The 15,044-nt window shown below is 50.9% G+C and carries 11 protein-coding genes; 2 read left to right on the top strand and 9 right to left on the bottom strand.

Annotated elements, in window-relative coordinates; genetic code table 11:
• The 3 genes from cysS to Q397_RS0108915 form a co-directional block, all read right to left on the bottom strand.
• Entirely contained in the window at nt 1-1,371 is a 1,371-nt protein-coding gene (cysS, locus tag Q397_RS0108925) for a cysteine--tRNA ligase (protein ID WP_028879127.1), read from the bottom strand.
• A gap of 88 nt (nt 1,372-1,459) precedes the next feature.
• Entirely contained in the window at nt 1,460-2,794 is a 1,335-nt protein-coding gene (gene gltX / locus Q397_RS0108920; RefSeq protein WP_028879126.1) for a glutamate--tRNA ligase, read from the bottom strand.
• Nucleotides 2,791-4,437 carry an NAD+ synthase gene (locus Q397_RS0108915; protein WP_028879125.1) on the bottom strand — a complete coding sequence of 549 codons (1,647 nt, stop codon included), beginning with the start codon at nt 4,435-4,437 and terminating at the stop codon, nt 2,791-2,793. Before Q397_RS0108915 ends, gltX begins: the two co-directional genes overlap by 4 nt.
• A 195-nt stretch (nt 4,438-4,632) precedes the next feature.
• On the opposite strand from Q397_RS0108915, the gene Q397_RS21755 reads away from it, so the two are divergent.
• Nucleotides 4,633-6,333 (top strand): methyl-accepting chemotaxis protein, encoded by a 1,701-nt coding sequence (locus Q397_RS21755; RefSeq protein ID WP_051609863.1) that lies wholly within the window; start codon nt 4,633-4,635, stop codon nt 6,331-6,333.
• Between the two features lie 60 nt (nt 6,334-6,393).
• Here Q397_RS21755 and Q397_RS0108905 read toward each other — a convergent pair whose 3' ends face one another.
• Both Q397_RS0108905 and Q397_RS0108900 read right to left on the bottom strand, forming a co-directional pair.
• Nucleotides 6,394-7,269 (bottom strand): 50S ribosomal protein L11 methyltransferase, encoded by an 876-nt coding sequence (locus Q397_RS0108905; protein WP_028879124.1) that lies wholly within the window; start codon nt 7,267-7,269, stop codon nt 6,394-6,396.
• 16 nt (nt 7,270-7,285) lie between these two features.
• On the bottom strand, nt 7,286-8,302 hold the full coding sequence (locus tag Q397_RS0108900) for a lipid A deacylase LpxR family protein (RefSeq protein WP_028879123.1): 1,017 nt from the start codon (nt 8,300-8,302) through the stop codon (nt 7,286-7,288).
• 233 nt (nt 8,303-8,535) lie between these two features.
• Here Q397_RS0108900 and Q397_RS21750 point away from each other — a divergent pair, with 233 nt between their 5' ends.
• Nucleotides 8,536-9,120 carry a GIY-YIG nuclease family protein gene (locus Q397_RS21750; RefSeq protein ID WP_051609862.1) on the top strand — a complete coding sequence of 195 codons (585 nt, stop codon included), beginning with the start codon at nt 8,536-8,538 and terminating at the stop codon, nt 9,118-9,120.
• On the opposite strand, the gene Q397_RS0108890 is transcribed toward Q397_RS21750, so the two are convergent.
• From Q397_RS0108890 to Q397_RS21740, 4 genes are all read right to left on the bottom strand, one after another.
• Nucleotides 9,117-11,420, bottom strand: a complete 2,304-nt coding sequence (locus Q397_RS0108890) for an ATP-dependent helicase (protein ID WP_028879122.1) — start codon at nt 11,418-11,420, stop codon at nt 9,117-9,119. The genes Q397_RS21750 and Q397_RS0108890 overlap by 4 nt on opposite strands.
• A 50-nt stretch (nt 11,421-11,470) precedes the next feature.
• Nucleotides 11,471-13,213, bottom strand: a complete 1,743-nt coding sequence (locus Q397_RS0108885) for a chloride channel protein (RefSeq protein ID WP_038013290.1) — start codon at nt 13,211-13,213, stop codon at nt 11,471-11,473.
• 113 nt (nt 13,214-13,326) lie between these two features.
• Nucleotides 13,327-14,373, bottom strand: a complete 1,047-nt coding sequence (locus tag Q397_RS21745; protein ID WP_051609861.1) for a GGDEF domain-containing protein — start codon at nt 14,371-14,373, stop codon at nt 13,327-13,329.
• Between the two features lie 100 nt (nt 14,374-14,473).
• Nucleotides 14,474-14,953: a thioesterase family protein gene (locus tag Q397_RS21740; protein WP_038013287.1), complete on the bottom strand. Its 480-nt coding sequence runs from the start codon at nt 14,951-14,953 to the stop codon at nt 14,474-14,476.
• Nucleotides 14,954-15,044 lie beyond the last annotated feature (91 nt).

The following is a 15,044-nucleotide window of genomic DNA, read 5'->3' as shown; positions in this document are numbered from 1 at the left end:
CTATTTCAGCTTCCAGCTTGTACCGCCAGCGCCATCTTCTAAAACAACGCCCATAGCATCCAGCTCGTCCCGGATACGGTCTGCGGTGGCAAAATCTTTATTTAGTTTAGCCGTCGCGCGCTCATCAATCAATGCTTGAACAGCGGCACCATCGACACCACCAGCACCTTGGTCACCTGCGCCTGTAAACCAGCCTTCAATGTCTTGTTCCAAAATGCCGAGCAAATTGGCACAGGCCATCAACACCCCTTTGTTGTGCGCCGACGGGTCTTTGTTGAAAGCCGACAAACACTCATGCATCACAGAGATGGCAAGCGGCGTGTTCAGATCATCCTTCAATGCCTCCATAAAGGCATCAGGGGCGGCCACATCTGCCGCGACCACATCTTTATGCTGACGTAAAGCCGTATAAAAACGATCCAGCGTAGCTTTTGCCTCGCGTACCCCGTCTTTGGTAAAATCGAAGGGAGAGCGATATTGTGATGAGAGCATATAAAAACGCAGCGCTTCACCCGGTACTTCTTCCAACAATTCATGAACGGTGAAGAAGTTACCCAAAGACTTGGACATTTTCTCACCTTCCACCATCAGATGCCCGTTGTGCATCCAGTAGTTGGCAAATTTGTCTGTTTTATTGGCACAGCAGCTTTGCGCGATCTCATTTTCATGATGTGGGAAGACCAGATCATGCCCGCCGCCATGGATATCAAACGTATCGCCCAGATATTTGCGGCTCATGGCGGAACATTCGATGTGCCAGCCCGGACGGCCACGGCCCCACGGGCTGTCCCATCCCGGTACATCGTCTTCAGATGGTTTCCAAAGCACGAAATCTGCCGGATCTTTTTTGTAAGACGCCACTTCCACACGCGCGCCTGCGATCATGTCTTCCATCTTGCGACGTGACAGCTCGCCATAATTCGGCATGCTGGGGACATGGAACAACACATGACCGTCCGCCGCATAGGCATGACCATACTCGATCAGACGTTCAATCATCTCGATCATCTCGGCGATATGTTCGGTTGCGCGTGGTTCGATGGACGGGGCTTTGGCGTTCAGGGCTGCCATATCCTCATGAAACATCGCCGCTGTGCGCTCTGTAATCGTGCGGATATCTTCGCCGGTTTCTTTGGCCTTGGCGTTAATTTTATCGTCCACGTCCGTGATGTTACGAACGTAAGTGACTTTCGGATAGAGTGTTTGTAACAGTCGACACATCACATCAAACACGATCACCGGACGCGCATTGCCAATATGGGCAAAATCATAAACCGTCGGACCACAGACATACATGCCAACATGTTGCGGGTCGATCGGCTTAAAAGCTTCTTTTTTACGAGTGAGTGTATTGTAGATATGTAAGGTCATTTTTCACTTATACCGAATGTGTGTTTTTTCTTTCCGCAGCACCTAACGTAAAAAACGCCCCCACCATTACGGTAGGGGCATCTTTTTATTAGGCAGCGTCACCACTCAGGCGCGCTTCTACTTTTTCACGGCCCAGCAATGGCAACAGAACTTTCAGTTCCGGCCCGTGGTCCATACCAGTCAGGGCTTGACGCAGGGGCATAAACAGTTGCTTGCCTTTACGGCCTGTGGCTTCTTTGACCGCGTTGGTCCAGTTTTGCCACGTGTCCTGATCCCAATCACCCTCTGGCAACAGGCCCATTGCTTCTTTTGCAAAGTCCGCATCTTCGATCACCGGTGTCACTTTACCATACACGATCGCTGCCCAGTCTTGGGCATCTTTCAAGCGTGACAGGTTGGGGCGTACCGCTTCCCAGAACGTTTCATCCGCCCCCTCGATATCCAGACGGGCAGACGCTGTCGCCCAATCCATATCGTGGATCAATTTGGCGTTCAGACGGTCCAGTTCTTTGGAATCGAATTTTGGGGTGCCGCGACCAAAGCTTGTGATGTCAAAAGACTTCACCAAAGCGTCCAGATCGTTTGTGGCTTCGATATTTTCAGACGTTCCCAAGTGCGCAAGCAGGCTGTTGATTGCCATCGCTTCCAGACCATCTTCCTGCAAATCCGCCAGAGACAGCGAGCCAATACGTTTGGAGAGTTTCTCCCCTTCCGTACCGGACAGCAGCGGTAAGTGCGCAAATTCCGGGAACTTGCCGTCATTCAACACTTTAAACATCGCAATCTGCACAGCCGTGTTGGACACATGGTCTTCCCCGCGCATCACGTGGGTTACAGCCATATCGATATCATCAATCGCAGACGGCATCATGTACAGGAACGTGCCATCGGCACGACGGATCACAGGGTCCGCCAAGTTGGCAGCCACAAATTTTTTGTCGCCTTGGACCAGATCACACCATTCAATGTCCCCATCCGGCAATTTAAAGCGCCAGTGGGCCTGACGACCTTCTGCTTTTAGTTTTTCTTTATCGGCATCGGACAAATCAAGGGCAGAACGGTCATAAATCGGCGGTTTGCCGCGTGAGCGCAGACGTTTGCGCATATAATCCAGTTCTTCCGGTGTCTCGTAGCAATCATAGACAAAGCCCTTCCCTTTAAGGTCTTCGAAAACTTCTTCGTAGCGAGCCATACGGGCGGACTGATGTTCTTCTTCATCCCACTTAAGACCCAGCCATGTCAGCGCATCTTTGATCCCCTGCTCATATTCCGGCTTGGAGCGTTCCTGGTCGGTATCGTCCACACGCAGCAAAAACGTCCCGTTTGCATTGCGCGCATAGAGATAGTTAATCAAGGCCATACGGGCGTTGCCCACATGAAGATGGCCGGTCGGTGAAGGTGCGAAGCGAACTTTCAAGGTCATATTAGACTCGTAAAACCATTGGTTAGAGGATATCGGCGATCGCGGCCAAAAGCACGCGACGTTAATTTAACACCGGGAGGTGCCTGACGACGTTTATATTCTGCACGATCAAGCAATCTCCAGATACGGCGTACCACCGCTGCGTCGTGACCGCAAGCCACAACATCATCCAAGGAGTATTCTTTCTCGACCAGACATTCTAGTATATCGTCCAGAATTTGGTAAGGGGGCAGACTGTCTTCGTCTTTTTGCCCCGGGCGCAGCTCTGCCGTTGGGGGTTTGGAAATCACATTTTCCGGCATCACCGGACCATCCGGCCCAAGGCAGCCCACTGGCTTATGATCGTTGCGCCATTTGCATAAGGCAAAGACCGTCATTTTATAGACGTCTTTGAGGACAGAATAACCGCCGCACATATCCCCATAAATGGTGGCGTATCCCACCGACATTTCAGACTTATTGCCGGTTGTCAGCAGCATGTGACCAAACTTGTTGGACAGCGCCATCAACAACAGCCCGCGCGCGCGTGACTGAATATTCTCTTCCGTAATATCGGCTTTACGACCTGTAAACAGCGGCGAAAGCATCTGGTCATAAGCCTGCATCACCGGTTCGATGGAGACACTTTCGTATTTAACCCCCAACAGATCGGCGCAGCCTGCCCCGTCATCCAGACTTTCTTGCGACGTGTAGGGCGATGGCATCATCACACAATGAACCCGATCAGCCCCTAAGGCATCCACAGCCACCGCTGCCGACAAAGCGCTGTCGATTCCCCCCGACAGGCCCAAGACCACACCGGGAAATCCGTTTTTGTTAACATAATCGCGCAAGCCCAGAACCATCGCCTGATAAAGCGCCTCCAGCCCCTCGCTATCTTCTTCCTGCGGGCCCGTGATCACACCATCTTTAAAGGTGACGACTTCGATATCTTCCACCCAATGACGTAGCAAGCAGACGCATTCGCCTTTTTCATTCATCACGAAGGATGCCCCGTCAAAGACCAGTTCATCCTGCCCGCCAACCTGATTAACGTACACCAACGGCACACCGGTTTCGGCCACACGTTCACGCGCGAGGTCATAACGGGTGGAGGGTTTATCCGCTTCAAAGGGGGAGCCATTGAGCGTGATCAACATTTCCGCATTTAAAAACTTGAGGTCTGCCGCCACATCTTCAAACCACATATCCTCACAGATCATGACCCCTAAAGTATGACCTTTAAAGGAAACACAGTGATTTTCCCGACCGGCGCTAAAGACACGCAGTTCGTCAAACACACCATAGTTGGGCAGATGGCGTTTCAGGACCACATCCTGCACATCCCCGTCAAAAATCAGGACCGCTGCGTTATAGAGACGTTCGTCGACCCGCCAGGGCGTCCCCAACAACACACCGGTTTCAGACCCTTTAGTGGTTTGTGCAAACCTATGAACCGCGTCTTCCACCGCTTCCTGAAAAGCCGGTTTCAACACCAGATCTTCCGGTGGATAGCCTGTGGTCAATAATTCTGCCGTGACCAATAAATCGGCCTGAGCAGATTGTGCTTTTTGATAAGCCCGCGACAAAAGCTCCATATTCTTTTCAATGGCGCCAACGGTCGGATTAAGCTGGGCAAGGGCGAGACTGAGGGGACGTGTCATCTTTTATATATCTGATGAAAGTAAAAACCTGCGCAACCTAGGACGCCTGCTGGCATATGTCAATAAACAGCACATTTTTCGAAAAGATTAAGCGCGGATTACAATTCCTTACAATGTGCGCCTTGTAGTCATTCTAAACCGGAGATAGAGTCAAAATAAAATAAAATACGTATATCTGCAGATGAGGCTTCCACCATGAAAAACTGGAGTATTACAAAGAAACTACTCGTTTCTCCTGTTATTTTCACGATTTCACTGATTTTTTTATCCTGGCTTTCCTATTCCGGCATCCAGACCATTCGCACGACAATGGACGAGTTGTTTAATCAAAACACGGCCAAAGTTGTCGCTTCCATGGACCTGCAACATAGCCTTGGTGACATCAACGGCAGCATGCTGCGGATGATCGCATGGGCCAGCACCGGCTTGAGTGAGGAAGCCACCCAAGCCGAGCAACGTCAAACCATCGCCCAAAAACTTGAAGCGATGACGGCGCAGATTAATACCTTTACCAAAACCTATAATTTTGATGAAGAAGAACAAAAGGCGGTCGATAAAATCGTCGAACTTTCAGGCATTTACACCAAAGCAGCTGCAGATGTCCTGGAAAGTGCCGCCGAAGATGCCTCCATGGCGGCTGTCTTTATGTTTGAGGTCGATGACCTTTTCACCCAGTTCAACACCACGATCGGCAATCAGGTCGTCAATTGGAAAGCCTCTGCGGATGACAATTTTGCCATGGCGTTGAAAGCGATTGATAAAATGGTCTCCCTGAATGCGGCCATCGTGATCGCCGTTCTGGTCGGAACCTTCGTCATCGCCATTATAATCGCCACCAGCATTTCCCGACCTGTGCGCAACATCACCCGCGCCATGCAGACATTGGCAGGCGGTCAATTGGATGTGATCATCCCCGCCGAAGGTCGCACCGATGAAGTGGGCGAAATGGCAAGCGCACTCTCTGTCTTTAAAGACAATCTGGTCGAGATGGAAAATATGCGCAATTCGCAGGAAGCCAGCCGAAAAGAACAGGAAGAAGCCAATCGCCAACAGATGCACTGTCTTGCCGATCATCTGGAAAGCTCCGTTTCCTCCGTTATTCATACCCTTGCAGATAAAACGTCAGATATTCTGTCCATCACAAATTCCGATGGAAACGCCAGCTCAGACAGTGACACCAGTCAATCTATGGAAGTCGCCGAAGCCTCAGAGCGCACGACCACCAATGCAGATGCGGTTGCCGCCGCCACGCATGAACTGTCCAAAGCCATCAGTGAAATTGGCGAACAAGTGGTCCTGTCCACAGATATCGCCAACCAAGCCGTCCATAAAGCCGAAGCCGCCAATACCAAGGTCAATGGCCTGGCCGAAGCCGCCCAACGCATTGGGGAAGTGGTCAACCTGATCACAGACATTGCGGAACAGACAAACCTGCTTGCCCTCAACGCCACCATTGAGGCCGCGCGCGCAGGCGATGCCGGTAAAGGGTTTGCCGTTGTGGCCAGCGAGGTGAAGAACCTTGCCAATCAGACCGCCAGCGCCACCGATGAAATCGCGCGCCAAATCTCCAAAATCCAAGGGGCGACAGGGGAGGCGGTCGAAGCCATCGCCGACATCAGCGCAACCATTCATCAAATCGACGAAATCTCAGCCTCCATTGCCTCCAGCGTGGAGGAACAGAACGCCACAACCTCTGAAATCGCGTCAAACGTACAGAATGTAAGCCGCGATGCCCAAGCCGTGGCAGACCGGATCGTCAACATGACGCGAAACGCAGCACAATCTCATAGCACAGCCATTCAAGTCACTTGGGCGGCGGAAGATTTGAAAGAACCGACAGACAAACTCAACAAAGAAGTCGAAGACTTCCTTAACAGCATCCGTGACGTAAACTAAGACGGACACTAAAAACAAAAACGGCGTCCTTTCCCTGAAAGTGACGCCGTTTTTTTATCTTTATTTTTTACGTAGAACCAAGGTCTGCCAGCCATTGACCTTGATACGATCCACAAGGACCAATCCATGGCAGCGGTGCGCCGCAAAGACCCAATTGGCATCGCGCTCAAGGAAACCGGCAAGGATGGCAAACCCACCGGGTTGCAGATGTTTCGCCAGATCTTTTGCCATAGACGACAAAGGACGGGCGAGAATATTCGCCATAATCAGATCATATGGCCCATTGCGCGTTACAGAAGGGGTGCGATAGCCATCACCACACACAGGCAGGATATAGCTGCCGATCCCGTTGACTTCCGCATTAAAGCGCGCGACGTCCACCGATTGTGCATCAATGTCACTGGCAACCACGGAGGCCCCCCAGGTTTTTGCAATCGCCATGGCAAGGATCGCAGACCCGCAGCCCATATCGAGTGGACGGTTAAAGCGGTATTTTTTGGAGAGTTTATCCAGCGCCTGCAAACAGCCATTGGTGGAGGCATGTTCGCCCGTGCCAAAAGCGGTTGCTGCTTCGACCTTCAAAGCAATTTTACCTGCGGGCAAACGACCTTGAAAGTGTGAACCATAGATAAAGTATCGACCGATTTGCAGCGGCGGATACTTGCGGGCATATTCTGCCAGCCAGTCTTTGTTTTGCACTTCGGTAATCGTCACCTCAGGGGCGCTTGCCCCCATACGTTCGGAGACAGCAAGCACAGAGGCGCGCAAGGCTTCTTCATCCGGCTGCACTTCAGCGTAGGCTTCCAGGCGTTGAGCGAGTTCGTCATCGTCCAGATACTGTGTCACCGCGACGCAAAAATCTTCCAATGCATATTCGTAAGCGTCTGCAAGTTCCGGCGTAACAGACAAATCAATGCGCCATAATCTATCGGACATGGTCCCTCTTCTCAGCCTAGAACTGATAGGAAAGCGTAATTGCCCCGTATCGATCAGGCTTTTGTTGGTCTTTAAATTCTTTGGTGCGGATGATTTGGGTATAAGCTAGACGAAAATCATCGTACCGCAGCGCAATGCCGACTTGAGCATCCGCAACGAAATGCTTTTTATCAGCATCATAGCTGCTGGTAAAGCTATTGCCGTCCAAAAAAATGTTCCTGCCAACTGCCCGACCGGCCACACCTGCAAATAGATACCATCCAAATCCGTCCGACTTGGAATAATAATCACTGCCCGGCAAGCTTGGGCGAATACGCGGGGGACCGCCACGATCCTTATCTAAATCCCAGCCCATGCGAAACATGGTACCGACTTCGGCATGGGTAAAAATATTCCCCAACGACAAACCAGCATGGGGGGTGGCATCAATTTCAAGACCATGCAAGCCGGTATCCAACGTCAAAAAACGCCTGATCTTACGCTCATACGTCAAAACGATGCCGGGTTCGTTTTTAAGCTGATGATCCCAACCTTTCGGGTCCGGGCTATCTACAAGCTTATGAACATACTTCTGGGTTTGCTCCCCCAAGGAGGCGGGGCCGACAACCCCCACCGTCAACTCCAACGTATCGATGCGATCCCCAAGATCGGACACAAGACCAAAGCTGCCGTAAAGCCAACCCGCATAGGGACGATCCATTTCATTCGGGTCGGTGATGGAGATATCCGACGGGGTATAGAGGTTCTGGCCCAAGGCATAACTTGCGCGTAACTTCCCTTGATCGGAAAAAAGCGGAAAATAGGTCGCCGCATCGCGCATCCAATCCGCAACTTCCCCTTCCGGCGGGGCAAAGGATAAACGGGTGCCATGGGTGTAATGACGGTCGTTCTCTGACCCAAACATATCGTTTTCAGTTGCCAGATTGACCGTCCAGCCGTCCCAGCCGTCCCAGCCGTCTGCCTGTGCAACAGCGGGGGATAAAAGGATAGACCCCAAAACAACTTTTGAAATAGCGGATTTAAACGCGCTCATTTTTCTTCCACCTGACAACTAAAAAAACAATATGAACAAAGATATTGATCAAGGAAAGTACCCATTCTCCCATAAAAACACCATAAGGAAATGACCACAACACTCATTCACAAGTTATACGCACCCCCTAAAAACAACAACCAGTAAGAGTATTTTAACGTTTATGATTAATAAATGGCACAGTTAATTCTTTTAACAGCTAAAGGTAAACAAGAGCTGCACAGGGTTGTAAAATGAGGCGAAGTAAAACCATAAAAATGTTTCTTTTAGACGGCTGCCCTCATGGGAGTTTATCCATCGAGATCATGAACTGGACAGGACAAATATTTGTCACTCCTCGCAGTCAACTGCCCACCATCCTCGCCAAACAGGATTTTCATCGAACAGGCCTCTATTTTTTATTTGGGCACTTACAAGAATATGCACAAAAGACCGCTATTTACGTCGGGGAAAGTGACCATGTGGCAAACCGACTGGCAAAACACAATCAAACGCTCGACAATACATGGGATAGAGTATGCATCATTACCAGTAAGGACAAAAACCTAACAAAATCCCACGTAAAATACCTTGAAAGCCAATTGATCTTTCATGTGCTCAACACTCAAAGCATTCTCATGCTCAACAAAGCAACCCCGAAATTCGACAGTCTCCCCGACTCGGACCTCGCTGATATGGACCTGTTTTTGGAACACATTCTAACGGTCCTGCCGCTGCTCAACATCCACCTTCCGGCCTCTGCTGACCATCATGAGCCCGACCCCCATTGCTTCCAGCCCACGACGCATAAACCTTTTGATATTTTGCGCACTGCCTAGATTTTATCGACAAAATTATCCATTACTTTTTTGCGCCCCCCCGTGGCAAAAGCAATATCCAATTTATTCCCATCCACATTCAGCACAACGCCTTTACCAAACTTGGCGTGTTGCACATGGTCCCCTTTACGGAAGCCCCCGTCAGCAGGGTCTGATACCTTGACGTCATAGGCATCAATGGTGACCAGTTTTTCAGCCCGTGTCTCACGCTTGCCGCGATAGGTAAAACGTTGCCCGCCGCGATCATTAAATCCGCTGTAGGCAAAGTTGCCGCCCCCATAATCGCCTTGACTGGTGCCGGTTTCCCCACCCTTTTGGATATGGATATCCGGTAACTCATCGACAAAACGCGACGGCAGCATGTCATTATACTGACCAAACACCCGACGACGCATGGCATAAGAAATAATTGAGCGTTTACGCGCCCGTGTAATGCCCACATAGCCCAGACGGCGTTCTTCTTCCAGTGCACTATTGCCCGACTCGTCCAACGCCCGCTGGTTCGGGAACGTCCCTTCCTCCCAACCGGGCAAGAAAACGTTATCAAATTCAAGACCTTTGGCCGCATGCAGGGTCATGATGGTAACTTTCGGATCGTTTTCTCGATCCTTCACATCCATCACAAGGGAGACGTGTTCCAAAAACTCTTCCAGGCTTTCAAACTCTTTGAGACCGGACACAAGTTCTTTCAAGTTATCCACCCGGCCTTGGGCTTTCATGTCCTTGCCCTTTTTGGCTTCCTCGACGCGCCAGTCCATATAGCCCGACTCGTCCAATATCTGCCCGACCAGATCATCCACCTCCAGCCCTTCTTTCAAGGACCGCCAAAGTTCGAAATATTCGATTAACTGACGCAAAGCGCCGCGCGCTTTCGGCGCGATCTCATCGGTATCAATCAACACGCGGATCACCTCGTACAGCGGCACCTCACTTGATCGGGAATATTCAAACAGGGTACTCATCACCTTCGGGCCAAAGCCGCGACGTGGTTTGTTGATCACACGTTCCAGCGCCAGACTATCGCTTGGCTGGTTCACCACCCGCAGGTAGGCAATGGCATCGCGCACTTCTTCACGTTCATAAAAACGCAAACCGCCAACGACCTTATAGGGAATGCCAAGGGTGATCATGCGCTCTTCAAACTCACGGGTCTGGAAACCTGCGCGCACCAAGATCGCAATCTCATCAAGGCTTTGACCTTGGCGTTGCAGGGTTTCGATCTCGTCCCCCACAAAACGGGCCTCGGACTCTCCATCCCACAAACTTTCTACCCGCACCTTGATGGCTTCTTCTTTCTTTTGCGGCTGAAGGGTCTTGCCCAATCGGTCTTCGTTGTAAGAGATCAGACCGGAGGCCGCGCCCAGAATATGTTCGGTCGAGCGGTAATTGCGCTCCAGACGGATCACTTTTGCCCCGGGGAAGTCTTTTTCAAACTTCAGGATATTCGCGACTTCCGCCCCCCGCCACGAATAGATCGACTGATCATCATCGCCCACACAACAGATATTTTTGTGCTGTTTCGCCAATAGTCGCAGCCACAGATATTGTGACACGTTGGTATCTTGATACTCATCCACCAAGATGTAACGGAAGCGGCGCTGATATTGTTCCAGAATTTGCGGTTCCTGAGAGAAAATCGTCAACACATGCAGCAACAGATCGCCAAAATCACACGCATTGTTCAGACGCAAACGTTCCTGGTAAATTTTATAGATCCGGCTTGCCGCGCCATCGGCATAAGCCGTGCCTTCGCTGGGGGACACTTTATCCGGCGTCACACCCCGGTCTTTCCAGCGTTGGATCACCCCCATCAGATTACGGGCCGGGTTTTTCTTTTCGTCGATAAACTCCGCTTCCATGATCTGCTTCAGCAGGCGCAACTGGTCATCCGTATCAATGATGGTGAAATTGGATTGCAGGCCCACCACTTCCGCATGGGCGCGCACCATGCGTGCCGCCAGCGCGTGGAACGTGCCCAGCCACCAGCCTTCAACAGGACGCCCCAAAATACCGGCGACCCGTTCCTTCATCTCCATCGCGGCCTTATTGGTAAAGGTCACTGCCATGATCTCACCGGGATAAGCCAGCCCCTGATCCATGATATGGGCCAAACGGGTTGTCAGCACGCGGGTTTTCCCCGTACCTGCCCCAGCCAGCACCAGCACAGGGCCGTCCGTTACCTCAACAGCCATGCGCTGTTCAGGGTTAAGTTCTGTCACATAAGGGGCCGGACCCTGCGCCACAGGTGTTGTGGGGGCAGAATCATACGCGTCATCGCTGAAATCAAATGGATCGTTCATAGCTGTCTTATAACATCGCCTTAAAAAGAAACAAAGGGGGAACGAAAATTTTATTCGCTGCCTTGTTCCTGTCGTCTTTTTCGCATCAGGGCATGATTGTAGGCCGCCATGACTTCACGTTCTTCCACACAGCCCAGATAGGCGCGATCCGCGTTGGTACTGACAACCGCTATTTGCTCGTAACACGATTCTTTAAAGATCGCCTGAGTAATTTCCAGATTATCAACGGTCTTGAGTACCGGTGGACGGCGATCCGCCACATCAGCAGCAATCACCAGCATATCCAGATTCCGATCAAAAATATCTTCCGGCATATTGTCCCAACTCACCGCCCCATAGAGGCTGCGATCATGAGCAACCACAAAGACCACCCCGTCCGGTGCATGCAGCAGTTCGTTACGCAACACATGCAACTTGGTATCGACACTGACATAAACACCTTCGCGCACCAAGATGTCGTTGACCTTGATCTGACGCAGAATGACGCTGCTAAAGTTGTCGATGAGATCAATGCCCCGCCCTTTTAACTGTTCGTAAAAGAACGACTGTCGCCCCAATTGGTCATTCACCAGCGTTGCCATGACGCAGCCGCACATCACCGCGATGGTCAGCGTATAATCACCCGTCAACTCAAAGATAATAAGCGTGGTCGAAATCGGTGCCCCCAAAACAGCCGCAGCCATAGACGCCATGCCAATCAGCGAATACGCCGCCGGACCGGAGGACAGGTCAGGGTAAATCTGCGTTGCAATGACCCCCAAAGTCCCGCCCCACATCGCCCCGATCACAAGGGAGGGACTAAAAACACCGCCCGCAAAGCCGAATCCGAGACAGATCACCGTTGCCAAAAATTTAAAGACAAATAACCCCAGCAACATGGTCAAGGCATATTGTCCATTTAACGCGCTGTCTGTGGCCTCATAGCCAACACCCAAGACTTCAGGATACCAAAGCGCAATCACCCCAACGATCACGCCGCCAAGGGCCGGACGCCCCCAGACCGGGATCGGTAATTTTTCCGTTTCTTTTTGCAGACGCAAGATCAACCAGATAAACGAGATCGCAACCAGCCCACTTAGGACCCCCACCCCCGCAAAGGCGGGAAATTCAAGGTAAGAGGCAAAGTGATAGGCCTGTAATTCAAAAGCTTTCACATTGCCGACCACTTGATGGGCAACGACCGTGCCTGCGATACTGGAAATCACCACCGGCGCAAAAGCTTTAAGGGCATAGTGACTAAGGATAACTTCCTGTGCAAACAACGCACCTGCGATCGGCGCGTTGAAAGAGGCCGACACCGCAGCCGCGACTCCACAGCCCAGCAAAATGCGTACATTGGAGCGCGAAAGCTGTAACTTTTCAGAAAACCAAGAGGCAAAAGCCGCCCCCATATGCACCACCGGCCCTTCGCGTCCGACCGAAGCCCCTGCGCCCAAGGACAAGGCGCTTGCCAAGGTCGCCAACACCCCTTCGCGCATGGAAATATGACCGCCATGGACCTCACAGGCCGCGATTACATCCGCAGGCCCCTTGGGCTTGCCACCGGGCATGAGGTGATGGAGCAACAATCCAACCAACAACCCGCCCACAGCAGGTATAAGGATCACCCGCCACGCTGGCATATGCGTGATATAGTCCACAAGCCACGCGCCACTGATGCCCAGCATATAGGTCTGGATCAAATCGATCAGTTCCAGAAATAAAATAGCAAGATAGCCGACGCCCGCACCAATCAGGACAGCCAATAACGTGATGACAAGCTGATCGTTTTTCACCAGCTTGTTCAGCAACATCAAATATGGGCTAGGTCTGCTCCGCCCCTCTGGCACGTCAAATGTCCTTCATTCATACCGTCTGAACGACAGAGTATGACACGACAAGGGTTAAAAATTAGACAAGATCAGGCTTAAGCACGAACTTTTTCAAGGTCTTCCTGCGACAGGACCTGATTGCGTCCCTGATCAACTGCCGTATCCAAAGACTGGTTAGCGCGGACCAGCAACTGACTGACCGGCTCGCCATACTCAAACAACGCGGCCCCACCGGACATGGTGACTTTGCCTAATCGTTCCCCCGTGGTGCGATTGACAATGTTTTTGGAGCTGACACGTTTACAGATGTGCTCTGCCAGACGCATGGCGTTTTCAAGGTTGGTGCGCGGCAGAATGATGGCAAACTCATCGCCACCAAACCGGGCCGCTGTGTCCTGGCCTTTGATACATTCACTAATGGTAACGGCAACCAACTTCAAGACCTGATCACCGACCTGATGCCCAAAGTGACCGTTAAAACGGCCAAAATGGTCCACATCCAGCATCAACAAAGCCAAATCTTCCCCGTTCGCCATGGCATTCATGGAAGATTTGCGCAGTTCAAGATCAAACAGTTTGCGGTTGGCAATCCCGGTCAGCCCATCTGTCATGGCTTCGCGGCGCATCCGTTCCAAATCTTCTTTCAGGGCCAGTATTTCTTCCGCCGATTGCTTGAGCTTGTCTTCCAACACGCTGTTTTCAGACATCACCTCACCCAGTTCCTGACGCAGTGTGTTGGTAATTTCCAGCACCTGTTCTTTATCTTCGGCATCCGCGAGTTTTCGCTGCGCGCTGCCCAACGATTCATCCAGACGGGCAAAGCAGCCATCCGCCTTATCCATGGCATTGATCAATCGCCCCAGCTCGCCTTCCACGCGGGTCGTCGCGTCATGCAAGGTCGCGCTTTCCTGATCCAGCGTGAAGAACTTCTGAAAAATCTCAGAGTTACGGGTCTCCGTAAATTCCTGCTGATTGGCAATCAGGATATCCAGTGTCCGCTTGAGGTCAGGATAGGTGCCGGAGAAATAATGAAACCAGATCGTAAAATTGTTCGGGTTTGCAGGGATTCCGATTTCACCCATCTTTTTGATGGCCTCACGGGCATAGTCCAATGCCTGATCTATGTTTTCGGTATATTCCAACGCCCCTAATCTCCGTTTATTCAATCATTCAAAAGAAATTATACTTTAGAATAATCATCTGTAGCGCAAGACCAAAGAAAAAAAACATTTCTTTTGCTTTTTATGCGCTCTTCCCAAGAATTTTGATTTTTCGCCCTGCCCCCGATGGTCGCCCCTCTTCCAAAGAAGTAACAGTCAACTTGTGCAGAGTTTTTAGCAAGACTTCATTAATTTCTGTGGTTTTGCGCGATTTCATATCAACATGCAATGCCATAATTTCAATTGTCGCTGATTTTTGCCCGCTTTCTGCCGAAAACATTTCGTGATAGAGGTGAATGCGCTTCAAATCATACCCAAGTATGTAAGAGCGAATTTCCAACGGTTCATTTTCCAGAACTTCGCTCTGATAGGTAATATGCGATTCGACCACAAAAACCGATTTCCCTTCCTCTGTGCAATAGCGTTCCCCCATACCGATCTTGTCCAACACGCCTTCGGTGGCATAGTCGAAGGCGAGGACATAAAACGCAACGTTCATATGCCCGTTGTAATCGATCCATTCCGGACGTACTTTGTCACGATAGACATGAATATGTGTCATTATTTCAAACTCTTCACTCAACACTGACCTTAAGTCGTGATAGGCTGTGCCATCGTTCTGGTCAACAAGAACAAAAGTAACATACAAAATC

Source organism: Terasakiella pusilla DSM 6293, assembly GCF_000688235.1.
Taxonomy (GTDB): Bacteria; Pseudomonadota; Alphaproteobacteria; order Rhodospirillales; family Terasakiellaceae; genus Terasakiella; species Terasakiella pusilla.
The sequence above is the reverse complement of the archived record's forward strand: the minus strand, read 5'-3'. Positions and strand labels throughout refer to the sequence as shown.